Raw genomic sequence first — 25,142 nt, 5'->3', positions numbered from 1 at the left:
ACGGGCTTAGTTGCCGACGGTGCCGAGCGCCAAAGCCTGCGCCTCGATCTGGCTGTCGCGGCCGAAGTCCTCGGTCACTTCCTCCCAGCCCGCCTCAATGTTCTCCAGAGCCTCCTCGACCGTGATCTCGCCGGCGAGATAGCGGGCGAGCTCGGTATCAAGAATGACTCCGGTATATTTTTGCGCACCCGGGATCTTCATGTCGGAAGCCATATTGGGGTTGTTCAGGGCTGCATTGATGGCGCCGATATAGTTCTCCGCCAACTCCTTCGGCATGCCGGCTTTCACCCACAGATCGGTGCTGGCGAGCTGCGAGTTGCGATACGGATTGTATCCCGTGGCGCCGATAGTCACATCGACGTTCGACTGGGCAGCCTGGTTCATGTAGGAGAGGAAGGCATAGGCCGCGTCCTTCTTTTTCTGGTCCGCCTTGGCGTTGATCGCGCCGGCCCAACCGCCAAAGGCGGCGAAGGGCGCATAGTTGATGCCGTCAACGGAATGCGGAGCGCTCTCTTTCGTCACCGGCACAAGCTTGCCGGTGGCGCGGTCGAGCACCTCCTCGGAGCCGACAGCGGCGATCGCGTAGATTAGGCCCTTGACCTTGGCGGCATCGGCGTCGAGCTGCAGGGTGCCGGGATCGCCCCACTCGATGAGCAGCCCGCAGCGGCCGGCCTTGAACAGGCCGCGGGTGTCGCCAATGTCCATGTTAAGCTCTTCCGGCGGGCCGTACTTGCCTGTCTCCTTATAAACCTCGAAGGCCTTCTTCCAGGCTTCGTTGTTCACGATCGGCTTCATCGTCGCGCCATCGAAGTGGAAGCCCTGGGCCGTGCCGTGGGTCTGCACATACGACGCGGCGACGGTCTGAATGGCGAAGTAGGATTGAGCGTTGCGCTTCTTGAATATGCAGGAACCGTAGTCCCCCTGGCCGTCGCCATTCATGTCCTGGCCATGGATCTTGGACGCCACATCGATGTATTGCTCCCAAGTCTTCGGCGCTTGCAGGCCGGCCTTCTCGAGCACGTCCTTGCGATAGTAGACCATCTGGAAATCGCCATCGACCATCAGCAGCTTGGTCTTGCCGCCGATCTTCTGGCCGAAGTCACGGAAGTAGGGCGCAACGTCGTTGAGGTCGAGCTTCTTGTCTTTCTTCACGTACGGCGTCAGATCTTCGAGCAGCCCCGCCGAATCGAGTTCCACGCCCCAACCGGCGGCAAATACGCCAACGTCGATCGCATTCGTGCCCGTCGACCAGTCATTCTGGATCTTCGGGAAGATCTCAGCGAACGGCACTTCCGTAACGACGATCTTGGCTCCCGTCGCGGCTTCGAACTCCTTGCCGCGCTCCGCAAGGCGGCCGGCGATGACATAGCCCGGGCGGGTAAGGATGTTGACGGTGACCCCGTCGAACTCGCCGGCCATCGAGACGCCTGAAAAGGCGCCGAGCGCGACGGCGGCGGAAAGCGCGCACACAGACTTCGTGTAAGATGACATTGCTTTTCCTCCCCTCGTTTTTTGGGCCGGCCCGCTTTGCAGTACCGGACCCACGGACTCTACAGTGCATTTGCGCCCAAACACCAGTGCTTAACCCATCTCCCGGCTGGCTCCCTTGAGGTGTTCTGAGGGTTTGGCATCGTCCTTGGGCCCCTCTTCGCTCAGCTCGATCGGCGCGACGTCGTTCACCGGCGCAAGACTAAGGCCGGGGCGACGATCGCAGTTCGGACGCGCCGGCCCACCCCATTCGATGGCTCTCGGCGGTGTCGAGTTCTGGCCGTACACGACGCGGGTTGATATCGCGCACGTCATAGATGATGCGTTGGCGACGCAGTCAGGAACGCCGGGTCGACGGACCGCTATTCGCCGGCAAGCGGCAGCTCAATGCGAACGAAGTGAGGTTAGGCGTCGCTGGATGGGCATGACGCCGCACCAACATCTGTCATTGATCCTATATTCAGGCGAGCCAATATCGTTGCCGGGGTTCGCGCTACGGACCCCCATCCCGATCTTCCCCCACACGGGGAAGGAGAAAGGGATGACAAACGCCCCCGCGATTCCAATCTATCATTTTGCTGCTCTTACACAGTCCGGAAAAAGACCAATGGCTCAACAAACGCATATTCGCTTGAATGACGGCGTCGAGATCCCGCAGATCGGCTTCGGCGTCTGGCAGGTCGACAATGCCGAGGCGCCGAAAGCGGTCAAGGCCGCGATCGAGGCCGGCTATCGCTCCATCGACACCGCCGCGATCTATGGCAACGAAGAGGGCGTCGCCGCCGGCATCCGCGCCGCCGGCGTGCCGCGCGAGCAGCTTTTCATCACCACCAAGCTGTGGAATGACCGGCATGGCACCCAGAATGCGCTGAAGGCGTTCGACGAGAGCCTGAAGAAGCTGCGGCTCGAGTATGTCGACCTCTATCTCATCCACTGGCCGACACCGCGCACCAATCTCTATGTCGAGACCTGGCGCGCCCTGCAGGAGATCAAGAGCAGCGGCCGCGCCAAGTCGGTCGGCGTTTCCAATTTCAAGGTCCCGCATCTGGAGCACATCATCGGCGAGACCGGCATCGTGCCCGTCATCAACCAGATCGAGCTTCATCCGCGCTTCCAGCAGACGGTGCAGCGCGAGTTCCACGCCAGGCACAAGATCGTCACCGAATCCTGGAGCCCGCTGGGCCAGGGCCGTGTCATGAAAGACCCGCTAATCGCCGGCATCGCCCAGAAGCATGGCCGCACGCCGGCGCAGGTCGCGCTCCGCTGGCACATCCAGAACGGCCTGGTCGCGATCCCGAAATCGGTGACGCCCGCGCGCATTGTCGAGAACTTCGACGTGTTCAATTTCGAGCTGACCGAGGACGACATGGCGAAGATCGCCACGCTCGACAATAATCGGGGACGCATTGGCCCCGATCCGGAGCTCTTCACGTAGGGAGGGGTGCATGGAATACGTCAGGCTCGGCAAGGCCGGCCTCAAGGTTTCGCGCATCTGCCTAGGCTGCATGACCTATGGCGTGCCGGAGCGGGGCTCTCACCTCTGGACGCTCGATGAGGAGGCCAGCCGTCCGCTCATCAAGCAGGCGCTGGAACTCGGCATCAATTTCATCGATACCGCCAACACCTATTCGGACGGTACCAGCGAGGAGATCGTCGGCCGCGCGCTGCGCGACTTTGCCAAGCGCGAGGAGATCGTGCTGGCGACCAAGGTCTATTTCAAAATGCGGCCAGGACCGAACGGCGGCGGCCTTTCCCGCAAGGCGATCTTCAACGAGATCGACGCCAGCCTGAAGCGCCTCGGCACCGACTATGTCGATCTCTACCAAATCCATCGCTGGGACTACGACACACCGATCGAGGAGACGCTCGAGGCGCTGGACGACCTGATCAAGATCGGCAAGGTGCGTTATATCGGCGCCTCTTCCATGTTCGCCTGGCAGTTCGCCAAGTCGCTCTACGCCGCCGATGCTCGTGGCTGGACCCGTTTCGCCAGCATGCAGAACCATCTCAACCTGCTCTATCGCGAGGAGGAGCGCGAGATGCTACCGCTCTGTGCGGCGGAAGGAATCGGCGTCATTCCGTGGAGCCCGATGGCGCGCGGCCGCCTGACCCGCGATTGGAGCGAGACCACCAAGCGCTTAGAGACCGATGAGTTTGGCCGCACCCTGTATGGCGCGACCGAAGAGGCCGACCGCAAGATAGTGGAGCGTGTCGCGGAAGTCGCCAAAGCGCGCGGGGCATCGCGGGCGCAAGTGGCGCTCGCCTGGGTGCTGTCGAAGCCCGTGGTGACCGCGCCCATCATCGGCGCCAGCAAGCCGCATCATTTGACCGATGCGGTCGCGGCGGTTTCGCTTAAGCTTTCCGCAGAAGAGATTGCAGCGTTGGAGGAGCCATACGTGCCGCACAAGGTTGTTGGTTTCTCATGACACGTCAATTGTCATCTCGGCCGAGCGGAGCGAAAGCCGGCACCCATACGACATGTCAGCGCTGCAGCGATAGCGCATAGGTGCTGGCTAAGGCCTGGGTGACAGACTGACAATCGCCTGTGTATCTAATGCCCGCCACCGGCGCTCGGTGCAGGCTTGGGCTTGCGCAGCAGCGGGATCAGCAGCATGCCGGCGAAGAACACCGCCGCCATCAGCAGCAGCACATCGGCGAAGGTCAGCACGTCGGCCTGCTGCCGCACCATGTTGGCCAGCAGCCTGATGGCTGCCGCGTCACCCGCCTCTCCGAGCTGCAGCGACAGCCCGGCTCCAGCGTTCGACAGGAAGTTCTGCAGGTTTGGATTGCCGGGCGTCAAATTCTCCACCAGCCGCATCCAGTGCAGCGCCAGCCGCTCGATCATCACCGTGTTGATGGCTGCAAGCCCGATCGCGCCGCCGAGATTGCGCATCAGGTTGTAGAGCCCGCTCGCATTCTGCACCCGCTCGGGCGGCAGCGTGCCGAGCGCCATGATGTTGACCGGCATGAACAGGAACATGAGTGCCAGGCCGCGGACCGCCTGCGGCAGGAAGAATTCCCAGAAGCCCCAGTCTACCGTCAGCAGAGACTGCAGATAGACCCCGCCGCCGAACAGCCCAAGTCCCAGCATCAGCATGGCGCGCGGGTCCAGTACCTTCGCTAGGCGCCCCGCGATCGGCGCCGAGAGGAACTGGAACACGCCGGTCACGAACATCACCTCGCCGATCTGCAGCGCGTTGTAACCGCGGATGTTCGCCAGGAACAGCGGCATGATGTAGACGCTGCCATAGAGGCCGATGCCGATGATGAAGCTGTAAAGGCAGCCGAGACTGAAATTGCGATCGGCGAAAGCGCGCAGATCCACGATCGGATTGTCATAGCGGAACATGCGCCAGAAGAATCCGGCAGCGGCCACGCTGCCGATCATCGCGACGGTGCGCACGGATTCGTCCTCGAGCCAGTCCCAGCGCGGCCCTTCCTCCATCACATATTCCAGCGAGCCGAGGAACAGCGCCATCAGAATGAAGCCGGAAATGTCGATGCCCTTCAGCAGCGCCGGGTTCGGCTTGTCGATGTCGATGCAGGTCCACACCAGCACCGAGACGATGATTCCGGGCAGCAAGTTGATCAGGAACAGCCAGTGCCAGGAGCTGTTCTCGGTGATCCAGCCGCCGAGCGACGGGCCGATGGTCGGCGCCATTGTCGCGACCAGCCCCATGAGCACGGAGATGTTGTTGCGCCATTCGCGCGGGAACATGAGAAAGCTGGCGGCGAAGGTCACCGGAATCATCGCCCCACCGATGAAGCCCTGGATCGCGCGCGCGACGATCATGGAATTGATGTCCCCCGCCAGTGCGCAGAGCAGCGAGCTCAATGCAAATCCGGCGGCCGAGATCGTGAAGAGAATGCGCGTGGAAAGGAGCCGCGCCAGATAGCCGGTCAGCGGGATCATCACCACTTCGGCGATCAGGTAGGAGGTTTGGACCCAGCTGATCTCATCCGCGCTGGCAGCGAGCCCCGCCTGAATCTCTTTCAGCGACGATGCGACGATCTGGATGTCCAGGATTGCCATGAACATGCCGACCACCATCGCGATGAAGCCGGCCCAGTGGCGAGTGGTGACCTCCGGGCTCATTGCAGCTTCGCCCTCTCAACAACCCCCTCTCCCCTTGCGGGAGAGGGTTGCGGAGGCTTAGCGAACGAAGTGAGCTTAGCCGAAGCTGGGTGAGGGGGCAGCGCCGGAGGCGCGCAGCGCGCAAGCGCTGTACTCGCGAGGTTCGATGCGGTATCTCTAGCACTCTTGCGAACGCGCGCACCTGTCGGTGCGCTAGCCCTCGTCCAACTCCGGCTAGGCTCGGCTCCACCTCGCCAAGCCTGCGTATCCTTCTCCCGCAAGGGGAGAAGGGGAGCTTCTTTATGGCTCACTCGCTCAGATGCGAAGGTCGCGTCCTCTCGCCAAAGCTTGGTCTTGCCATCCATGACTGCAGTGGTCGCCGCCCGGCGTTTCGCGCAAGGTGTCCGGACGGCGCTAGGGGGTGCAGTCAAACCAATGGATGGCAAGACCAAGCCTTGCCGCAGAAAGAGAAGTGAGCACTGCATGGCGACCTACGCGCAGGCTATTTGCTGTCGTCGGCCGCGTGCTGGTCGGAGCTGGCCTGGGCGGCGCCGAACAGCAGGTTGTTGCCCGCGGCCACCTGCGCTTCACCCTCGCCGCCGCGCGTATCGATGCTCACCACGACGGACAGACCCGGCCGCAGCAATCCAGTGAGCGTGTTGCCGCGCGGCAGGCCGATGCGCACCGGCACACGCTGCACGATCTTGGTGAAGTTGCCGGTGGCATTTTCCGGCGGCAGCAGGCTGAACATGGCGCCGCTCGCCGGCGAGAAACTCTCGACGGTCCCGATTACCGGCTGCCCCGGGAAGGCGTCCACACGGATCTCGACCTTCTGGCCCGGCCGGATGCGGCCAAGCTGCGTCTCCTTGAAATTGGCAACCACGTGCATGTCAATCGGAACCAGGGCCAGCAATTGCTGGCCCTGCTTCGCGAACTGCCCGGCTCTGAGCGTGCGGTCGCCGACCACGCCGTCGATCGGCGCGCGGATGACGGTCTTCTCCAACTCGCTCGCGGCAAGCTCGACCTCGGCCTCCGCCTGCGCCACCTTGGCCTGTGCCTGACGACGCTCGGCCTCGATCACCGCGAGTTGGCCCTGCTCCGCCACCAGCGCGGCGCGCATCTGCACCACATCCGCTTTGGCCTTGCGATAATCAGCGCTGGCGTCGTCCATCTCCTGGACGCTGATGATCTTGCCGTCGACCAGCTTCTTGCGCCGGTCATAGGTCGACTTCGCGCGCTCCAGTTCCGCGCCGGCGAAGTCGAGCTGCGCCTGGGCCTGGTCGATCTTCGAGTGCTGGAATGCGATCTGGCTGTCATAGGTCGCGACCGCCGCAAGGTCCGTCGCCAGGGTGGCGCGGGCCTGGTCAAGGCGGGCGCGGAAATCGCGATCGTCGATGATGGCGAGCATGTCGCCCTTGCGGACCGCTTGGTTGTCGGCGACGCGCACCTCCTGGATGTAGCCGTCGATGCGCGGACTGATCGCGGAGATGTCGCTCTCCACATAGGCGTCGTCGGTCGATTGCTGGAACCGGATGACCTGCCACCAATAGTGCCCGCCAAAGCCGAAGCCGACCAAAACGGCCAGCAATCCAAGGCCCAGCGCGATCCTCCGGATCATGTTCGTTTCCTCTCCTGGGGAGATTCGACCAGAAAACTAAACCGACTAGTACAACTCTCGTCGGAAAATGCCCTTCGGTGGCCGCCTTGTCAAGCAGAACTAAACTGAGTAGTTTTGTTGGCCTTCGCGAGACGTGCTAGATTGCCGCAAGCGAGTATGGGAGAGCCGGTCACGTGACCTTTGATCTACTGCCCAAGTCCAGGCGGACCCTGGACCTAGACACGCCTGACGAGTTCGGGGCGCCTAAAGCCATCAAAGTTCTGGAGGCGGCCCGGGACCTGTTCATGACGGAGGGCTATGGTGCCGTCTCCATGGACCAGGTCGCGAAGGCGGCGGGTGTATCGAAGGCGACCGTCTATTCGCATTTCGGCAGCAAGGAGAAGCTGTTTGCTGAAATCATCCACCATGCCTGCCGGGCCTTCGCCGTGGACCTGTTCCCGGAGGTCGAGGATGAGCCCGACATTGCGGTGGCTCTGCGCCGCATCGCCACCGCGGTCGAGCAGTTCCTGCTCGGCGAAGGGCCGATCAAGGTCTATCGCATCATCGTCTCGGAGGGGCCGCGCTTCCCCGAGCTGGTGGATGCCTGGTACGGCACTGGCCCCCTGCCCTTCCGCGCCATGCTGACGGACTTCCTGCGCAAGGCCACAGCCAGCGGCAAGCTGGTGATCCCCAACCCGACCTTGGCGGCCGACCAGCTGGTCGCGCTGGTCAAGGGCCCGCTTTACCTGCGGCGATTGTTCAACATGCCGTCTCGTCCGGAGGATCCGACGCGGGAGGAAGTCGTGGATGGCGCGGTGCAAATGATCCTCAATGCCTATCGACCGCGCTGATCGCACGTTCAGTCGCTAACCATATTTTGACAGCTTTTGTGTGGCTCCCGTGTGACGAGCATCACGCCATTCGAGCGGTCCTACGCCATCGCCTGCTTTGATCTTTGGGGGCTCCCAGCTATAGTACCGCTGAGGGGGACTTCCACATCACGCGGCGATGCTGCTAGGGGCGCCCAACACGATGCATGACAGTATCAGACTGCCGGCCAGCAGCCCTGTCCGGCCGCCTCAGGCTCTTGGATTGCGATGAAGCATCGCCAAGGCGTCACCTCGTCCCAGGTCATACGGGTCTTGTGGTGCGTCGGACTGGCGTTTTCGATCGGATTTGGCTCCACACACGCGCTTGCGCAGTCGCAGCTCGACCGGTGTCTCGCCCCGATCCTGGCACCGTCGGAGCCGATCGATCCCGCATCCTTCTGGAATGACGATCGCGAGATTCTGGCGTGGCGTCGCCAGGATGGCGACCGGTATGCCTATCGCATCGCCGGCGACATCGTGGAGCTGACGCCGCGGTCCTTCGCGGCCTTGGCGACCGCGCCAGGCGAGGTCCTGGACGACGTATCGGAGATCAGCATCGAGGCGCGCGAGATCATCGTCGCGATGCCGATCCGCTTGGCTAACGGCACGATCAAGCTTCAGGGCGATGCCGTGCGCTTCACGGGTGATGCCGCCATCACGCTCGTGGATCCGCCGACGGAGCGGCATCAGTCGGTGGAGATCATTGCCGGCACGCTCGATCTGTCGCGCGCGCCGGATATGCCTTTCATGTTCCCGACCCAAGGTTGGATCCTCAATGGGCCGCCACAATGGCCGGCGGCCGACGGGCCGAAACGCATGCTGCGGGTCAATGCGCGCACCATTGTTCCGCCTACGGACGCGAGCGAAGCCGCGCTCGCCCAGCTGAAGGACGACCCGCTGCGCTGGTTCCACAACAAGACCGCCGATCAGGGATTCGATTCCGGGCTTCCGAAGAGCGTGTGGTCCGCCGGCTACGACATTGCGATCGGCGAAAGTGCAGGCACGATCTATGACGGCCTGTTCGGCGCGACGCTGGTGTGGCCGGATCTGGCGGTTGCCAAGCTCGCGCGGTTACATGCGCGCGCGCCCTTCGACCTCGTGGTCGGCGCATTCGTGCGCGCCAAGATCGATGAGCTGAGCCCACGCCTCGCGCGCCGCGCCAGCCAACAGGCCATCGCCACGCTGGATATGATCCGCGCGCAGATGGCGCTCGGCATCGACCCTTTCGGCCATGGTCCCAACGAAGTCCCGATGACGGGATTGTCGGAGCGGCTCAAATCCTTCCAGAAGTCGCTCGACACCACATTCGGCACGGGGAAGAAGGCGGGCGCTCTAGCCTTGTGGGATGACACCAGGCTGGCCGTGTTGGCCGCCGGCAAGCTCGTCGACCCCGCCAAGCAGGTGGATCAGATCGATCGCATCCTGCGCACGCAGAGCGCGGATCGTGCCGCCGCAGCGCAGCGCATCGGTAGCAATAGCGAAAAGCTGCTGAAGATGGTTCAGGACGGCCATGCCAAGATCACGGAGGCCGTTACAATCTACGAGGTGCTGCTTGGGCAATACACGGCCGAGAGGGCGCAAGCAGCGAGCTTCGGCCGTATCGTCGACGATCTCTTCGCCTACGATACCGTCATCGGTATCGGACGGCCTGCCGCCGCGCCTTATTCGCTGGTCTCGACCCCCGAAGTCACGAAACCAGTTTCCTACTACGGCAGCAAGGACACCGAGCAGCCGGCCGGCGCGCCGACCGACCTGCGCGAAATCGCAAGCCGTTATCGAGCCTATGCGCTCCTGCTTGCCGATTTCGAGGCTGCGTGGAAGGCAGCCGACCCGCATGTCGCGCCCGCGCTTGGCCATCTTACGGGCAAGCAGAAGAACGATGCGGAGCTTGCCGCATTTGGGACATCGATGGCGACCGTGCACGAAAAGGCCGACTCCCTGCGCGCCGGCCTGCCGAACGGTCCCGCGGAATTCACGCTCCCCCTCAACGACTACACACCGGTCGACGAGGAGCAGCAGAAGAAATCGAGCGCCCTGCTGCAGGAAGCGGAGGCAATCATGGCAAGCGCCGGCACGCTGCAGGCCATGATCCTGGCGGACACGCGCCGGCTGCGCGCGATCGACGCCGATCTCAGGTGGTTGAGCGCCGTGCGCGACGACCTGCTCACATTGAAGTCGCTGCCGGCGGAAGATGGCGTGCAGCGTCAGGTGCTGATCTCCAGCCTCATGAGCGCGCGCCTGCTGGCCGACGTCACGCGCTCCGCCAACCTGCTGCGCAAGGGCTTCTACTACGTGACTGGGCGGCAGATCAGCATGCCGGACCAGGCGCTCTATCCCATGGACGATGTCTTGACGGCGGCGGGCCTGGATCTACGCCGTCCGGAACAATACGATGGATTGGAGATGAAGGCCGCGCTGCAAGCCGAGCGCACCGCGCTCAAGCAGTATTACGAGGGCTTCGCCGGCGGGCTTGCGGAACAAGCGGGCGCGTTCGTCGATCGGAACCCCGCCACCCCGCCGACGGTCGAGTTCTTCCGCGCCGCCTATGAATCCGATATCAGCCACAATCTGCAGGCGTCCTATCTGCGCGCGCGATTTCTCGAATCGGTCAATCGCTCGATCGCCGCACAGATCAGGCTCGGCCGAGCCGGGGCCGGTTTCGCATCGCACCCGATCCTGATCCCGATCTCGATCACACCGCCGGGCCCGAGCGGCGGCGCGCAGTTCCTGCTGGGTGCCGCCGTGACCAAGGTGCATTTCGAGGGCGATCCCAAGATGGCAAGCCGCATCGACCTGCGCATCGAGCATCCGCGCTGGGGAACGGTCACGATCGACGGCAACTGCCATCGCGTGATCGATGCCCTCGACGATTCAGGCGCCATCGTGACCGGCTTCGCCAAGACCATCTCCATCCCACGCGAGGTGAAGCCGGACTGGCGGGAGTCCGTGCCGACCGATCAGGCCTTCGCCAAGATCCTCGACAACGCCTTTCCGCTGGATGCCCCCTACTACCTCTATGTCGAGGTCGCACAGGCGAGCGGCTGGAAACAGCCGCCAGTGATCGACGAGATCGAGATCCTGTTCGTCAAGACAGGGACGCAGCTGCAATGAATGCACGCGCGACATCGCGATCGATCCTGACGGCCGCCTGCATCCTGGCGGCGGCGGGATTTGGCGATGCTGCGGCAGCGGAGGAGTCGCTGCGCGAAGTCTTCTTCCACGACCTTGCCAAGGTCCGCTCCGGCAACATGATCATCGTGCAGACCAATCCCGAGACCGAAATCCTGGTCTTCAATGGCGGCGAGCTGGTGCTGGAAGACGGCAATCTCATCGTGGTCGCGCGCCATGCGCGGATCGATGCCGATACGACCATCCGCTCCTTTACACTTCACACAAAGCCGCCGAAACCGGGCGAGCCAAACCAGGCGGCGCGCGGCGCCGACGGCATGAATGATGGCGATCGGGGAGGCAATGGCGCGCCCGGCGGTTCAGGCGTCGTTGGCGACGATGGCGCCGCGGCCGGCAAGGTCGTGCTGCGCATCGGCGAGATCGCGGCCAAGGGCCGATTGATCGTCGACGTCTCTGGCCAAGGCGGCGGCAAGGGACAGGATGGCGGGCAAGGCGGCGATGGCGGGAATGGCCGCAACGGGCGGGCGCGGGTGTGCGGCGGTGACGAGCCGCAGGACGGCGGCGATGGCGGTTGGGGCGGCATTGGCGGGCAAGGCGGGCCGGGCGGGCGCGGCGGCAACGGCGGCATCGTCGTCTACTCCGAGGCGCTGGCGCCTTTGTTCATGAGCAAGCATTTCGTCGTGACGACTACAGCCGGTGCCGGCGGTGCCGGCGGCAATCCCGGCGAGGCCGGCAATCCCGGCAAAGGCGGTCTCGGCGGCGCGGGAATCATCGGATGCGGTACTGGCGGCGTCGATGGCGCGCCGGGCCGCCGCACGACTGGTGCCCAACCCGGATCAGCCGGAGCGCCGGGCACCGCGGGCGTCGCGGTTCAGGAGCAGGCGCCATGAGGCCGCTCCTTCATCTTGGCGCAGTGGCGGCAGCGATCATCGCGTCGAAGGCGGCGCTGGCGGAGACTGCCGTGCCATTCGAGCAGGTCTTCAATCTCGGCAACGATCAAGGGATTCGCATCGAGCTTGATCCGAGCGATGATGTGCTGGTGTTCAATGGCGGCACCTACATCCTGTGGGGCCGCAATCTCGAGATCCATGCGGGCCGCATCCAGGTCAATGCCGACACCATCATCCAGGCATTCCCGCGCGGCAGCCTGTCCGATCTCGCCCGCGACGGCGCGCCGGGCGCACCGGGAGCAAATGGCGGCAACGGCGGGCCGGGCTATCCTGGCATCGCCGCCGGCACCGTCCTGATCCGCGGCACGTCCGTTGAAGGATCCGGTCGCCTCATCATCCTCAATGACGGAATGGATGGCGGCGCCGGCGGCAACGGCGGGCCTGGTGGCCCAGGCGTAGCGGGCGGCCCCGGCGCCGACACGCAATGCAAATGCGAAACATCGAGCTGCGCGGTGTCATCGTGCCTCGGTTCCATCCTGCCGGAGACGCAGGCCGCAAAGGTCGAAGACCCGGTCATTGCGCAGTCGATATCGGGCTATCTCAAGCTGATGCAGGACGCCAGGATCCTGCAAAGCCAGCCCGGCCGCGAAGGCCAGACGCAGTCCTGGCTGCACTCCTTCCAGATCTGCACGCCGACCGCGACGGGGTCGAACGGCGAGAAGGGTGCCAAGGGCGGCAACGGTGGCAACGGCGGGGCGGGCGGCAATGGCGGGACCGGCGGTAACGTCGCTTATGTGCCGGCGCTGCAAAGCGCGTTGGATCGCGGTCAGATCGTGACCTCCGTCTCCGGCGGCGTCGGCGGCAAATCGGGGAAACCAGGCGCGCCCGGCGAAGGCGGTCCAGGCGGCGCCGGCGGCATGAAAGGCTGTCAGCAGCAATCGCGCTTCGAAATCGGACCGAAGGGCGATTCCGGTGGTGCCGGCAAAGCCGGTACGCCCGGCACCAACGGCAAACCGGGCCAAGTCTACGTCATCCAGGATTGATTCCTTCCCTTCTCCCGCAAGGGGCGAGGGACTCCCCAAAAGAAACCGGCGCGCCTGCCGCGTGACAAGCGCGCCGCTACGGGCGAATGTGCCGCCTAGAAATCAAACCCGCCAATATTCTCCTTGGTGAAGGTGAACGGCGCGCCCAGCAGGATCTCGGAGCCGTTGATGACCTGCAGCTCGCCCAGCTTGCCTGCCTTCACGGAGGTAGCGCCCGGCTTCAGCTCACCGTCAGCCACCGCACGTAGCACATGCATGGCCGCGTAGCCGAGATCGACCGGGTTCCACAGCACCACCGACTTCACGCAATCCTTCTCGACATAGGGCTTCATCGCGTTCGGCGTGGCGAGGCCGACCACCGCGATCTCGCCGCACTTGCCGGCCTGGGTCACCGCTTCCGCCGAAGCCGGTGTCGCGACCGAGGTCATGCCGAACAGGCCTTTTAGCTCGTCGCCGTGCTTGTTGATGAGCGTGGTGGCCTGGTTGAAGGAGAGCACGTTGTCTTCCTGCGCCTCGACGGTCTCGAGCCACTTCATGTTCGGATGGCACTTCTCCGCATAGGCCGCCATCTCCGCGATCCAGCGGGCCTGGTTCGGCGTCGTGAAGGTGGAGGTGACGATGGCGAAGGCGCCATCCTCGCCGATCTCCTTGGCCATGTTGTCGACCAAGGACTTGGCGATGCCGTTGAACTCCGCCTGGTTCACGAACCACTGGCGCGCATCGGGCGTGGAGTTCGCGTCGTAGCCAACGACGTTGATGCCCTTCGACAGCGCTTTCTTCAGCACCGGCGCGATCGCTACCGGGTCGTTGGCGGCGAACAGGATGCCGTCCACGCCGCTGGTGATGTAGTTGTCGATGAAGGTGATCTGCTCGTCGATGTTTGCCTTGGTGGGGCCATCGGTCTTGACCTTGACATTGCCCAACTCCTTGGCAGCGTCGGCGATGCCCTTCGAGGTCGCGTTGAAGTAGCCGATGCCGATCAGCTTCGGAATATCGACAACCGTGATCTCCTTGCCCTTGCGGTCCGGGGCGTTGGTCGGCACGCCACCGTCATAGGGCTTCGCCGCCGCTTCGGCCGCGGTACCGTCGCATGCCAACGGATTGGTCGGCAAATCGTCGCCGCCGGTCCAGGTCTGCGCCCACGCACTGCCGGTCACGACCGAGAGCGCCACTGCCGCAATCAAGCTTGTCCTTATCATCCGTTCCTCCATCCTTTGACCCGGATATGTGTTCGACGGCCGCGGCCCGGATCTGCGCGCGGCTAGCCGTCGGATTCTCTCCGCAACAGATTGCTGATGATGATCGTGGCGATCAGGATGAGCCCGATCACCACGATCGTACCGTCGCCTTTCACGCCTGCCAGAGCGAGGCCGTTCTTCAGCGCCTGCATCAGGGCCAGGCCCAGCATGGTGCCGATGATGGTGCCGCGGCCCCCGAAGATGCTGGTGCCGCCCAGCACCACGGCCGTGATCACGTCGAGCTCCAGCCCTGTGCCCATATCCGAGCGCGTGGTGGAGACCCGCGACACGAAGATGATCGCCGCCAGCCCCGAGATCAGGCCGGACGCGGTATAGATGAGCAGGATCGTCCGATCGACCGGTATCCCCGAGAAGCGCGCAGCGACGGCATTGGCCCCCGAAGCATAAGTGGCGCGGCCGAAGGTCGAGATGCCGAGCACGATGGCCGCGATCACCGCGCAGGCCAGGAAGATCCAGAGCTGGGTCGGCACGCCCAGCACCTCGCCCTGCCCCAGCACGAAGAACCATTCGGGATAGCCGCGAACCGAGCGCGCCTGACTGATGCCTTCAGCCAGGCCGCGATAGAGCGCAAGCGTTGCGAGGGTCGCGATCAGCGGCGGCACCCGGAAGCGCGTGATGATGAAGCCGTTGAACAGGCCCGCCAGCCCGCCCACGAAGACGCCGAGCATCATCGCGAGCGGCAGGGGCAATCCCACATTCTGCCAGAACACGCCGAGCAGGATGGCGACCAGCCCCAGGATCGAGCCGACCGAGAGATCGATGCCGGCCGAGACAATGACGAAGGTCATCGCCAGGGCGATCAGCCCGACCTCCGCCATCAACCTGCCCTGATTCAGCAGATTGTCCACGGTGAAGAATCGGTCCGACTGCAGGGAGAGAACGATCAGCGCCAGCACCAGCAGGATGGCGAGGATCGATTCGTGGCGCACCAGGTACCGGCTCATCACACCCTCCCCGCCACGCGATGGCGGCGCCGGCGCGCCATGTCGGCCAGCACCGTCGCCAGGATCAGGAGGCCCAGAACCGCGCGCAGCCAATAAGCCGACACGTTGAGAAAGACGAGTGCCGAGCTGATGCAGGCGAAGAGGATCGCGGCCAAAGTGGAGCCGATCACCGTGCCCGTGCCGCCCAGGATCGAGACGCCGCCGATGACAGAGGCGGTGATCACCGTCAGCTCCAGGTTGGGCGGAACCGTCGACTGGATCACCTGCAGCTGGGTCGCGAACAGCAGCGCCGCAATGCCTGCGAAGAAGCCGTGCATCGCGAAGGCCGCGACGCAGATCCGCTCGGGATAAAGCCCGGAGGCGCGCGCGGCTTCCGCGTTGCCGCCAACCGCATAGATCGCCCGGCCCAGTCCGGCATAGCGCATCCACAGGGCCATAACCACGGTCAGCACCACCATGAAATAGACCGGGGCCGGGATGCCGAAGAACCGCGCCTGCGCGATGAAGAACTCCGGCGGCATGCCTGTGATCCAGGTGCCTGCGGTAATGCTGATGAGCCCGCCCTTCAGGATCGACAGCATGCCGAGCGTGACCACGATGGACGGAATGCGAAAATAGGCGATCAGCGCGCCGACGCAGGCATTGATCGCCATTCCCACCAGCACCGGAACCGTCCAGGCGACCCAGATCGGATAGCCCTGCACTGCCAGCGTGCCTGCAATCGTCGCGAGCACCCCAATCAGGGATCCGACCGACACGTCGATATTGCCGCTGATGATAACGAGACTCATCCCGATTGCCGCGACGGCGATATAGGCGTTGCCCGAAAAGATGTTGATCAGATTGTTCTCGCTGAGGAACCGCGGGTTGACGGTGCCGACGATCACGAACAAGGCGATGATGGCGCCGAGCACCACGAGTTCCTGGCCGTACGCCTCGACCAGCCGTGAGGCGGCCGAGCGCCGCTGGATCGCCGCTGCGACCGCCATTACGCCGCCTCCCCGGACCTGTTGGATGCGTTGTTGGCCAAGGTCATCGCGGCGCCGACCGCTTCGGCGCTGGCCTCGGCGCGATCGAACTCCGCCACCAGCGTGCCGTTCTTCATCACCAGCACGCGATCGCTCATGCCGAGCACTTCCGGCAGCTCGCTGGAAATCATGAGAATGCCAAGGCCGCGCGCGGCGAGCGCGCTCATCAGCGCATGGATTTCCGACTTGGCGCCGACATCGATACCACGGGTCGGCTCATCCATGATGAGGATGCGCGGCTCGGTCGCCAGCCACTTCGCCAGCACGACCTTCTGCTGGTTGCCGCCGGAAAGCTGCCGCACGATCTGGCGCGGGCCGAGCGCTCGGATGCCGAATTTGGCGATGGAGTCCCGCGCCAGCTTCTCTTCCTTGCGGTGGTCGATCAGGGTGCCGGTGGCAAGGCTCTTCAGTACAGTGAGCGAGATGTTCTCCTGGATGCTCTGCGGCCGCACCAGCCCTTGTAGGCCGCGATCCTCCGGCACGTAGGCGATTCCGAGATCACGCGCCTGCTGCGGGCTCTCGATCCGCACCGCCTTTCCGTCGACCAAGATCTCGCCGGTGGTCGCCGGCGTGATACCGAAGACGGTGAGAGCGAGCTCCGTGCGGCCCGATCCGATCAGGCCCGCGATACCTAGAACTTCACCCGCGTGCAGCGTGAGCGAGACGTCTCGCACCACCGAACCGAAGCCGAGATCGCGCAGCTCCAGCAACGGCGCGCCGATCTTCGTCGCCTGTTTCGGGAACAACTGGTCGATCGGCCGGCCGACCATCATGGAGACCAGCTTGCGCTCATCCAGCTCACCGATCGGCGCGGTGCCGACGCGCGCGCCATCGCGCAGTACCGTCACGCGATCGGCGAGCGCGAAGATCTCCGGCAGCTTGTGGCTGACATAGACGATGCCAACGCCCTTGTCGCGCAACAGCCGCACGATCGACAGCAGCTGCTGGACATCCTCCTCCACCAGGGACGCCGTCGGCTCGTCCATGATCAGCACACGCGCGTCCTGCGATAGGGCGCGCGCGATCTCCACGCGCTGCCGGTTCGCCACGGAGAGCGACCCGACCCGCGCATCGACGTCGATGTGATGGCTTTGCAGTCGATCCAGCAATTCGCGTGCCCGGCGACGCATCTGCGGCCAATCGAGCGCGCCCCAGCCGGTGCGCGGGGCGTGGCCCATGAAGATGTTCTCCGCGACCGAGAGATCGGGGAACAGCAGCAGCTCCTGATGCACCACCGCAATGCCGCTGGCAGCCGAGGCGCGCGGCGAAGCAAAGTGCATTAGTTCGCCATTCACCCGGATCTCACCGGTATCCGCCCGGTGCACGCCGCCCATGATCTTGATCAGAGTCGATTTGCCGGCGCCATTCTCGCCAACGAGCGCATGCACTTCTCCGGCGCACACGTCGAACGAAATGTCCCGTAGCACGCTGATGCCGGCGAAGGATTTCGAGATGCCGGCAAGTTCGATAAGCGCGGTCAACGGGCGCGCTCCCGACGCGGCGCGGCACCGCGATGCTTGCAGACCATGCACGCAAGGCGGCCGGCAGATGTCGCCCCAACCATGTGCGCTTGCCTCCCTTGTGCGATCTCTTGTGACGGTCTTCCGGCGTGCGCCGAAAGATCGGGGAATTGCTTTCCTATCGCCTTGATTAAGGTTAAACATGCATGAGCAAGGATCGTCAAGCGATCATCCTTACTCATGCAAGCTGATCGCTGCAGTGCAGCAGTGAGCAATTTCGATCATCGAGGCGTGCCATGAATGAGGGAGAGCGTCATCGACACATCCTCGGTTTCCTGCGCGACCGGCCATTCGCGACCGTGCGCGATCTCTCGCAGATCGTCGTCGCCTCACCCGCCACCATCCGTCGCGATATCGGCAAGCTCCATGAGATGGGCGCTGTGCGTAAGGTCTTTGGCGGAATCGCAGCGGCCGATAATGGCAGTGGTCCCGAGCGGTTATCTGCGCGGCCGTTCGAAGAGAACCAGATGCTGGGCGTGGAGGCCAAGAAGGCGATCGCGGAGGAGGCCGAGAAACTGGTCAGTGACGGCGACGCGCTGATCATCCACGGCGGCAGCACCTGCTACCTGTTCGCGCTGCGGCTCGCGCGTCGCAACGTCAAGATCTACACCAACTCCATGCCGCTCGCCGCGACGCTATGGCAGAACGGAACCTGTCACCTGACCATCGCCGGCGGCGAATTGCATCGCGGTCCGGGCATTCTCTATTCGCCGGAGATGGAGCTGCCGGAGTTCTACGCATCCAAGTTCTTCATCGGCGCGCAAGGGGTCGGACCGGCCGGCGTTATGGAATCCCATCCCCTGCTGGTGCGCGAGATGGAACGCCTGCTGGGGCGCGCCGATGAAGTCGTCGTGCTGGCCGACAGCCGGAAGTTCGGCGTGCGAGCCCGCTACTCGGTCGTCAGCTTCTCGCGCATCGCGACCCTCATCACCGATGACGGACTCTCCGACTCCGACGACCGCATGCTGACCGACGCCGGCATCAAGGTCATCATCGCCAGGACACCCAAGAGCGGGGACAAACAGTGAGTACGGGTGACGAACAGGCGCTTGCTGTCTTCGATCTCGGCAAGACCAATGCGAAGCTGCTGGGATTCGGCGACCGAACGGGCAAGCTGCTCTTTGAAGAACGCACCGCGCAGCGCACGATCCTGGCCGATGGGCTGCGCGTGCTGGATCACCAGCCTCTCTTCGAGTGGCTGAAGGCAACACTCGCCAGCCTATCGGAGCGCCACGAGATTGCCGGATTGATGGTGAGTACCCATGGCTGCACCTTCGCGCTCACCACGGGTGATGAGCTTGCCGCGCCGATCCTCGATTACGAGCAGCCGGTGCCATCGGAGATCGATCGCCGGTTCGCCGGGCAAGCGCCGGACTTTGCCGAGAGCTTCACGCCCAATCTGCCCGGCGGCCTCAATGTCGCGCGCCACATCTACATGCGCGAGCAGATGGCGCCGGACATGTTCCGCCAAGCCGACGCCATCCTCAACTATCCGCAATTCTGGAACTGGCTGTTCACCAGGGCGAAGGTGTCGGAGATCAGCTCCATCGGCTGCCACTCGCATCTCTGGAATCCGCGCGCGGACACGTTCAGTTCGTTGGTTGAGCGCCGCGGCTGGCGCGCGAAGTTCCCGCCCCTCCGCCGCGCCGGCGAGATCCTGGGTGAGGCGCGCATCGGCAGTCAATCCGTCCCGATCCACAACGGCGTCCATGACAGCAATGCCGCGCTGTACTACTACCGCAGCCTCGGCCATTCCGACGTCACACTCATTTCCACCGGCACGTGGGTCATCGTGTTCAATCAGGCTTGCCCGCTCGACGCATTGGACGCGTCGCGCGACATGCTGGCTAATGTGACGGTCGATCGTGCGCCGATCGCTACCGCGCGCTTCATGGGCGGCCGCGAATACGAGGTGATCACCGAAGGCGCGCAGGCAGTCGTCTCGCGTGAGAGTCTGCAGCGCGTGATCGATCGCGGACAATTCGCATTGCCGAGCCTTGCGCCGGGTGGCCCCTTCCCCTCGCGTGCAGGCGCGCTGAAAGGACCGGAGCCCTCCGGCGCGGAAGAGCGTACGGCGATCGCCACGCTCTATGTCGCGCTCATGATGGATGTGGTGCTGGACCAGCTTCGCTCCGCCAACCCGATCGTGGTGGATGGCGGGCTGGCGCGGAACAAGACGCTGCTTGGGACGCTGGCAGCCCTGCGGCCTGCGCAGCGCGTGTCGCACAACATTGCGGCGGAAGGGACCGCCATGGGCGCTGCCGCGCTCGCCCTCGAAGCGCACAGCAAGCGCCAGGTGTTCGCGCCGCAGATCGAGGAAGCGAGCGCTCTGGAGTTGAAGAGCTTGCATGAATATCGCGAGACTTGGCGTAACCTCTGCGCGCAACAGTGACCGCCCCTTCAACGTCACCCCGGACAGCCGCTTTGCGGCTGATCCGGGGCCCATGCGCCATCCACGCTTCCGCATTGGTAGACCCGAAGGCTGCGCCGTCGTATGGGTCCCGGCGCTCGCTCCGCTCGGCCGGGATGACATTGAGTGAGATGATCAGGGGCGCACTACGCCACCAGCGTCGACTCCTCCCGCTCGCTCGCGCTTTCTGGCGCGACAACGATTAACCCGATCCCCGCATCTTCCACCATGCGGCGGGCATCGTCGCTGATGCCCTCGTCGGTGATGATGGTGGCGGCGCGCTCCAGCGGGCAGATGATGAGGCTGGAGCGGTTTTTGAACTTGCTCGAATCCACCAGCAGCACCAGCTCTTCCGCCTGGCGCATCAGGCGCTGCTCCGACTGGACGATGAGCGCGTCCGACTCCATGATGCCGAGCGGGCTCACGCCCTGCGCGCTCATGAACATGCGTTTGGCATAGAAATGCGCCGTCCCGTCATTCTCGAACGGGCTCAGGATGATGCTCTGCTCGCGGTAGATCGTGCCGGCCGGCACCATCACGGTGCAGCGGGAATGCCTGAGCAGATGTTCCGAGATCGGGAACGAGTTGGTCAGCACCTGCAGCCGATGTCCGGTCAGGTAATGCACCATCTGGAAGGTCGTCGTGCCGCCATTGATGATGACAGCCTCGCCCTCGTGGCACAATTCGACAGCCGCGCGCGCGATCGCGCGCTTTTGCGCCAGGTTGACCGACTGGCTCTGCCGGAAGGAGCGCGCGGTGAGAGTGCTGGCGGGATGGATCGCTTCGGCCCCGCCACGCACCTTGCGCAGACGGCCCTCGTCGGCGAGGGCCGCCATGTCGCGCCGGATCGTCGCCTCCGACGCGCCGGTATATTCCATGACGTCCTGGACCGTGACGACCGCCCGCTCCTGGAGTGCGCTCAGGATGATGCGATGGCGCTCCCGCTCGTGCATGCCGACCCTCCGCCTCTTGATCGCAGATTACGGTCGCTCACGGCCAAGTCAATCAGTTTCGATCACAATCAGTCATGCTGCGGGGCAAAATGAAGGAAATTGATCGAAAGGAATTGATTTTCTTGCCGGCGGGCGCGATGCTCGCCGCTAAACCACTGCCAGGCAGGGAGAGGATTCATGGCCGATTTGGCCCAGATTGAGCTTTTGGAGAATCGCTGGGATGAGGCGCACGCCGCGAGTTTGGATGAGCCGGGGCGGCTACTCTACCGCTCGCATCTCCTCGGTGCCGACAAGCGCATCACCAACTACGGTGGCGGCAACACCTCCGCCAAAGTGATCCAGAAGGATCCTTTGACGGGTAAAGAGGTCGAGGTGCTGTGGGTGAAGGGCTCCGGCGGTGACGTCGGCACCATGAAGCTGGACGGCTTCGCCACGCTCTATATGGAGAAGCTGCAGCATCTGAAGGCAGTTTATCGCGGTGAGAAGTACGAAGACGAGATGGTGGGCTATCTCCCCCATTGCACCTTCAACCTCAACCCCCGCGCGGCCTCAATCGACACGCCCCTGCACGCCTTCATTTCCTACAAGCATGTCGACCACATGCACCCCGACGCAGTGATCGCGATCGCAGCGATGAAGAACAGCAAGGCCGTGACGCAGACGGTGTTCGGTGATGAGATCGGCTGGCTGCCTTGGCGCCGACCGGGCTTTCAGCTCGGCCTCGATCTCGAGCGCTTCGTGAAGGAACACCCGAAGGCGAAGGGCGCGGTCCTCGGCGGCCATGGCCTCATCGCCTGGGGCAACAGCGCCAAGGAATGCTACGAAGTCACTTTGCGCGCCATCAACAAAGCGGTGCGCTGGTTCGCGGAGGAGACGCGCGGCAAGCCGGGCTTCGGCGGTGCCCAGCATCAGGCGCTGGCGCCAGCCGATCGCCGCCGCATCGCCGGCCAGTTGATGGTGGAGATCCGCGCCCGCATCGGCGGCGCGGAAAAGAAGGTCGGGCATTTTGACGACCAGCCGGCGGTACTGGAGTTCGTCAATTCACACGAGCTTTCGAAGCTCGCCGCGATGGGCACAAGCTGCCCAGATCATTTCCTGCGCACCAAGATCGCGCCGCTGGTCGTGCCGTTCGATCCGGTCTCGAAGAATCTCGACACCGCAGTATCCGGCCTCGACAAGGCGATCGCCGACTATCGCGCGGAATACGCAGCGTACTATGAGCGCTGCAAGCGCCCGGACAGTCCGAAGATGCGTGATCCCAATGCCGTGGTCTATCTGGTGCCTGGCATCGGCATGATCACCTTCGCGCGCGACAAGGCGACGGCGCGCATCGCCGGCGAGTTCTACGTCAACGCCATCAACGTGATGCGCGGCGCGGCCCTCGTCGATTCCTATGTCGGCTTGCCGGAGCAGGAAGCCTTCGACATCGAATACTGGCTGCTGGAGGCAGCGAAGTTGCAGCGCATGCCGAAGCCCAAGTCGCTCGCCGGCCGCATCGCCCTGGTGACCGGCGGTGCGGGCGGCATTGGCCGCGCTATCGCCGCCAAGCTGATGAGCGAAGGCGCCTGTGTCGTGCTCGCGGACATCGATGAAGGTTCGCTTAAGGAAACCGAGGTCGAGTTCGCCAAGAGCTTCGGCAAGGACCAGGTGCGATCGTTCGCAATGGACGTCACGGACGAAAACGCGGTCATCGCGGCGTTTGCGCACGCCGCAGCGGAATATGGCGGGCTCGACATTCTGGTATCCAATGCCGGGATTTCTTCGGCTTCACCGATCGAGGACACAGACCTCGCGGTCTGGGACCGCAACATGGACATCCTGGGCAAGGGCTATTTCCTGGTCTCGCGCGAAGCCTTCCGGCTGATGAAGAAACAGAAGCTGGGCGGCGCGATCGTATTCATCGCGTCGAAGAACGGCCTCGCTGCTTCGGTCAATGCGTCCGCCTATTGCGCCGCCAAAGCGGCTGAGATTCATCTTGCGCGCTGCCTGGCGCTGGAAGGCGCGGACCATGGCATCCGCGTCAATGTCGTCAATCCCGACGCGGTGCTGCGCGGGTCGAAGATCTGGACCGGAGAATGGCGGGCGCAGCGCGCGTCCGCCTACAACATGAAACCGGACGAGCTGGAAGAGCACTATCGCAAGCGCAGCATGCTGAAACTGTCAGTTTATCCGGAGGACATTGCGGAGGCGACCTATTTCCTCGCTTCCGATCTTTCGGCGAAATCGACCGGCAACATCATCAATGTCGATGCGGGCAACGCGCAGTCTTTCACGCGCTGACAAGCCCGCGCAAGAGTCCTGGGAGGAGTGCGATGACCGAATGGCAGATTTCCCCTGACGTGATCGCCGAGCACAACAAGCCGCTGAGCACGGCCCTTGCCGCCGATTATAGTGCGCTGGGCGAGCAGCTGGCGCGTCGCGGCGTCGACATCGACAGCGTCACCAAGAAGGTCGCCACCTTCCAGGTCGCGGTTCCTTCCTGGGGCGTCGGCACCGGCGGCACGCGCTTCGCTCGATTTCCGGGCATCGGCGAGCCACGGAACATTCTGGAGAAGCTCGACGATTGCTGCGTCATCCACCAGCTGTGCCGCGCGACCCCGCGTGTCTCGCTGCACATCCCGTGGGACAAGCCGCGCGATGCGAACGAGCTGAAGTTGTATGCCGCCGCGCGCGGCCTCAGCTTCGATGCCATGAACTCCAATACTTTCCAGGACCAGCGGGACCAGAAGCTGTCCTACAAGTTCGGCTCGCTTTCCCATACCGACAAGGCGACACGCCAGCAGGCAGTCGAGCACAATCTCGAATGCATCGAGATCGGCAAGGCGCTCGGCTCCAAGGCCCTGACGGTATGGATCGCCGATGGGTCCAACTTCCCCGGCCAGACCAACTTCACCAAGGCGTTCGAGCGGTATCTCGAGTCCGTGCGGCAGATCTATGCAGCGACCCCGAATGACTGGAAGCTGTTCATCGAGCACAAGATGTACGAGCCAGCCTTCTATTCGACGGTCATCCAGGATTGGGGCACCAGCTATCTCGCCGTGACCAGCCTAGGCGACCGCGCCTATTGCCTGGTCGATCTCGGCCACCATGCGCCAAACGTGAATATCGAGATGATCGTAGCGCGCCTGATCCAGTTCGGGCGGCTCGGCGGATTTCACTTCAACGATTCGAAATACGGCGACGATGATCTCGACACCGGCTCGATCGATCCATTTCGCCTGTTCCTCGTCTTTAACGAGCTCGTGGATGCGGAGCTGCACCGCGCGCCGCGTTTCGATCCCGCGCACATGCTGGACCAGTCACACAATGTGACCGATCCGATCGAGAGCCTGATCCGCAGTGCCAACGAGATCCGCCGCGCCTACGCGCAGGCCTTGCTGGTCGACCGCACAGGGCTCGAGGAAGCACAGGATCGGAACGACGTCATGCTGGCTTCGGAGATCTTGAAGGCCGGCTTCCGCACCGATGTCGAGCCGATCCTGAAGAAAGCGCGTCAGGATGATAGTGGCGCGATCGATCCGATCACCGCCTATCGCACTAGCGGGTACCGCACCAACGTGGCCAAGAAGCGTCCGCCGGTTGCGCGCGGCGGAAGCGGCATCGTCTAGATCCGCTCGCTACATAGGACATTGCGCCACGCGCCAAGGTCTTCTTGCGGAAACAGGCGAAGCGAGCCGGTGTCAGTCGTTCTTGCGCCCCTTGTCCTTGCCCTTGTCTTTGCCGCCCTTGCCGTCGTGTCCGCCGCCACCGATCGAGCCACGACCTCCCTTGCCGCCAACCGCGTCGCCTACTGACCGGCCGGCATCACCGACCGCGCGACCGACATCACTGACCGCGCCGCCGGCCGCATCAGCAACGCCGCCGCCGCTGGGGCTGCTTCCTTCGGACTCACTGCCGGAGGCGCTATCAGTGGATCCGCTGTCGTCGCTTGGTTCGC

At 63.9% G+C, this 25,142-nt stretch carries 18 protein-coding genes and 1 pseudogene; 10 read left to right on the top strand and 9 right to left on the bottom strand.

All coding sequences use genetic code 11. The features are described 5' to 3' along the window. Positions 1-6: 6 nt before the first annotated feature. Positions 7-1,491 (bottom strand): ABC transporter substrate-binding protein, encoded by a 1,485-nt coding sequence (locus tag DTX69_RS23860; protein WP_119304095.1) that lies wholly within the window; start codon positions 1,489-1,491, stop codon positions 7-9. Positions 1,492-2,095: 604 nt separating this feature from the next. On the opposite strand from DTX69_RS23860, the gene DTX69_RS23855 reads away from it, so the two are divergent. Beyond that, on the top strand, positions 2,096-2,923 hold the full coding sequence (locus DTX69_RS23855; protein WP_119304094.1) for an aldo/keto reductase: 828 nt from the start codon (positions 2,096-2,098) through the stop codon (positions 2,921-2,923). A gap of 10 nt (positions 2,924-2,933) precedes the next feature. After that, positions 2,934-3,914: an aldo/keto reductase gene (locus DTX69_RS23850; protein ID WP_119304093.1), complete on the top strand. Its 981-nt coding sequence runs from the start codon at positions 2,934-2,936 to the stop codon at positions 3,912-3,914. A gap of 125 nt (positions 3,915-4,039) precedes the next feature. Here DTX69_RS23850 and DTX69_RS23845 read toward each other — a convergent pair whose 3' ends face one another. After that, positions 4,040-5,584 carry a DHA2 family efflux MFS transporter permease subunit gene (locus tag DTX69_RS23845; protein WP_119304092.1) on the bottom strand — a complete coding sequence of 515 codons (1,545 nt, stop codon included), beginning with the start codon at positions 5,582-5,584 and terminating at the stop codon, positions 4,040-4,042. A gap of 481 nt (positions 5,585-6,065) precedes the next feature. Then, complete coding sequence (locus tag DTX69_RS23840) at positions 6,066-7,181, bottom strand: HlyD family secretion protein (protein ID WP_119304091.1); 1,116 nt, start codon at positions 7,179-7,181, stop codon at positions 6,066-6,068. Positions 7,182-7,354: 173 nt separating this feature from the next. Between DTX69_RS23840 and DTX69_RS23835 the strand changes: the two genes are divergently transcribed. From DTX69_RS23835 to DTX69_RS30380, 4 genes are all read left to right on the top strand, one after another. Further along, on the top strand, positions 7,355-8,011 hold the full coding sequence (locus DTX69_RS23835; RefSeq protein WP_162917509.1) for a TetR/AcrR family transcriptional regulator: 657 nt from the start codon (positions 7,355-7,357) through the stop codon (positions 8,009-8,011). A gap of 246 nt (positions 8,012-8,257) precedes the next feature. After that, positions 8,258-11,140, top strand: coding sequence for a hypothetical protein (locus tag DTX69_RS23830; protein ID WP_119304089.1), 2,883 nt, complete (start codon positions 8,258-8,260; stop codon positions 11,138-11,140). Then, on the top strand, positions 11,137-12,048 hold the full coding sequence (locus DTX69_RS30385) for a hypothetical protein (protein ID WP_162917508.1): 912 nt from the start codon (positions 11,137-11,139) through the stop codon (positions 12,046-12,048). Before DTX69_RS23830 ends, DTX69_RS30385 begins: the two co-directional genes overlap by 4 nt. Beyond that, the gene (locus DTX69_RS30380) at positions 12,045-13,091 is read left to right on the top strand and encodes a hypothetical protein (RefSeq protein WP_162917507.1); all 1,047 of its coding nucleotides are present in this window, start codon (positions 12,045-12,047) and stop codon (positions 13,089-13,091) included. Before DTX69_RS30385 ends, DTX69_RS30380 begins: the two co-directional genes overlap by 4 nt. Positions 13,092-13,186: 95 nt before the next feature. Here DTX69_RS30380 and DTX69_RS23810 read toward each other — a convergent pair whose 3' ends face one another. From DTX69_RS23810 to DTX69_RS23795, 4 genes are all read right to left on the bottom strand, one after another. Beyond that, positions 13,187-14,290, bottom strand: coding sequence for an autoinducer 2 ABC transporter substrate-binding protein (locus tag DTX69_RS23810; protein WP_119304165.1), 1,104 nt, complete (start codon positions 14,288-14,290; stop codon positions 13,187-13,189). 62 nt (positions 14,291-14,352) lie between these two features. Further along, positions 14,353-15,294, bottom strand: coding sequence for an ABC transporter permease (locus tag DTX69_RS23805; RefSeq protein WP_119304087.1), 942 nt, complete (start codon positions 15,292-15,294; stop codon positions 14,353-14,355). After that, positions 15,294-16,283, bottom strand: a complete 990-nt coding sequence (locus tag DTX69_RS23800) for an ABC transporter permease (protein ID WP_119304086.1) — start codon at positions 16,281-16,283, stop codon at positions 15,294-15,296. The genes DTX69_RS23805 and DTX69_RS23800 overlap by 1 nt, the downstream gene beginning before the upstream one ends. Then, positions 16,283-17,803: a sugar ABC transporter ATP-binding protein gene (locus tag DTX69_RS23795; protein WP_284736025.1), complete on the bottom strand. Its 1,521-nt coding sequence runs from the start codon at positions 17,801-17,803 to the stop codon at positions 16,283-16,285. The genes DTX69_RS23800 and DTX69_RS23795 overlap by 1 nt, the downstream gene beginning before the upstream one ends. 275 nt (positions 17,804-18,078) lie before the next feature. Here DTX69_RS23795 and DTX69_RS23790 point away from each other — a divergent pair, with 275 nt between their 5' ends. After that, positions 18,079-18,870, top strand: a complete 792-nt coding sequence (locus DTX69_RS23790; RefSeq protein ID WP_119304084.1) for a DeoR/GlpR family DNA-binding transcription regulator — start codon at positions 18,079-18,081, stop codon at positions 18,868-18,870. Next, positions 18,867-20,234 carry an FGGY-family carbohydrate kinase gene (locus tag DTX69_RS23785; protein WP_119304083.1) on the top strand — a complete coding sequence of 456 codons (1,368 nt, stop codon included), beginning with the start codon at positions 18,867-18,869 and terminating at the stop codon, positions 20,232-20,234. Before DTX69_RS23790 ends, DTX69_RS23785 begins: the two co-directional genes overlap by 4 nt. A gap of 164 nt (positions 20,235-20,398) precedes the next feature. On the opposite strand, the gene DTX69_RS23780 is transcribed toward DTX69_RS23785, so the two are convergent. Then, positions 20,399-21,205 carry a DeoR/GlpR family DNA-binding transcription regulator gene (locus DTX69_RS23780; RefSeq protein ID WP_119304082.1) on the bottom strand — a complete coding sequence of 269 codons (807 nt, stop codon included), beginning with the start codon at positions 21,203-21,205 and terminating at the stop codon, positions 20,399-20,401. Positions 21,206-21,382: 177 nt separating this feature from the next. Here DTX69_RS23780 and DTX69_RS23775 point away from each other — a divergent pair, with 177 nt between their 5' ends. Then, positions 21,383-23,485: a bifunctional rhamnulose-1-phosphate aldolase/short-chain dehydrogenase gene (locus DTX69_RS23775; protein ID WP_119304081.1), complete on the top strand. Its 2,103-nt coding sequence runs from the start codon at positions 21,383-21,385 to the stop codon at positions 23,483-23,485. Positions 23,486-23,517: 32 nt separating this feature from the next. Continuing rightward, on the top strand, positions 23,518-24,813 hold the full coding sequence (gene rhaI, locus DTX69_RS23770) for an L-rhamnose catabolism isomerase (RefSeq protein WP_119304080.1): 1,296 nt from the start codon (positions 23,518-23,520) through the stop codon (positions 24,811-24,813). A 72-nt stretch (positions 24,814-24,885) separates the two neighbouring features. On the opposite strand, the pseudogene DTX69_RS23765 reads toward rhaI, so the two are convergent. Next, positions 24,886-25,142: pseudogene (locus DTX69_RS23765) on the bottom strand (hypothetical protein); the annotation flags it as partial.

The sequence above is a fragment of the Dongia deserti genome (assembly GCF_003574735.1).
GTDB classification, from domain to species: domain Bacteria; phylum Pseudomonadota; class Alphaproteobacteria; order Dongiales; family Dongiaceae; genus Dongia_A; species Dongia_A deserti.
This window is presented reverse-complemented; position numbering and strand designations above follow the sequence as displayed.

What these genes read in the sequence shown, in the direction of transcription:
- DTX69_RS23790 (WP_119304084.1), top strand. Translation starts at nt 18,079, where the DNA reads ATGAATGAGGGAGAGCGTCATCGACACATCCTCGGTTTCCTGCGCGAC.
- DTX69_RS23845 (WP_119304092.1), bottom strand. Translation starts at nt 5,584, where the DNA reads ATGAGCCCGGAGGTCACCACTCGCCACTGGGCCGGCTTCATCGCGATG.
- DTX69_RS23860 (WP_119304095.1), bottom strand. Translation starts at nt 1,491, where the DNA reads ATGTCATCTTACACGAAGTCTGTGTGCGCGCTTTCCGCCGCCGTCGCG.
- DTX69_RS30380 (WP_162917507.1), top strand. Translation starts at nt 12,045, where the DNA reads ATGAGGCCGCTCCTTCATCTTGGCGCAGTGGCGGCAGCGATCATCGCG.
- DTX69_RS23780 (WP_119304082.1), bottom strand. Translation starts at nt 21,205, where the DNA reads ATGCACGAGCGGGAGCGCCATCGCATCATCCTGAGCGCACTCCAGGAG.
- DTX69_RS23830 (WP_119304089.1), top strand. Translation starts at nt 8,258, where the DNA reads ATGAAGCATCGCCAAGGCGTCACCTCGTCCCAGGTCATACGGGTCTTG.
- rhaI (WP_119304080.1), top strand. Translation starts at nt 23,518, where the DNA reads ATGACCGAATGGCAGATTTCCCCTGACGTGATCGCCGAGCACAACAAG.
- DTX69_RS23840 (WP_119304091.1), bottom strand. Translation starts at nt 7,181, where the DNA reads ATGATCCGGAGGATCGCGCTGGGCCTTGGATTGCTGGCCGTTTTGGTC.
- DTX69_RS23800 (WP_119304086.1), bottom strand. Translation starts at nt 16,283, where the DNA reads ATGGCGGTCGCAGCGGCGATCCAGCGGCGCTCGGCCGCCTCACGGCTG.
- DTX69_RS23810 (WP_119304165.1), bottom strand. Translation starts at nt 14,290, where the DNA reads ATGATAAGGACAAGCTTGATTGCGGCAGTGGCGCTCTCGGTCGTGACC.
- DTX69_RS23850 (WP_119304093.1), top strand. Translation starts at nt 2,934, where the DNA reads ATGGAATACGTCAGGCTCGGCAAGGCCGGCCTCAAGGTTTCGCGCATC.
- DTX69_RS23775 (WP_119304081.1), top strand. Translation starts at nt 21,383, where the DNA reads ATGGCCGATTTGGCCCAGATTGAGCTTTTGGAGAATCGCTGGGATGAG.
- DTX69_RS30385 (WP_162917508.1), top strand. Translation starts at nt 11,137, where the DNA reads ATGAATGCACGCGCGACATCGCGATCGATCCTGACGGCCGCCTGCATC.
- DTX69_RS23805 (WP_119304087.1), bottom strand. Translation starts at nt 15,294, where the DNA reads ATGAGCCGGTACCTGGTGCGCCACGAATCGATCCTCGCCATCCTGCTG.
- DTX69_RS23855 (WP_119304094.1), top strand. Translation starts at nt 2,096, where the DNA reads ATGGCTCAACAAACGCATATTCGCTTGAATGACGGCGTCGAGATCCCG.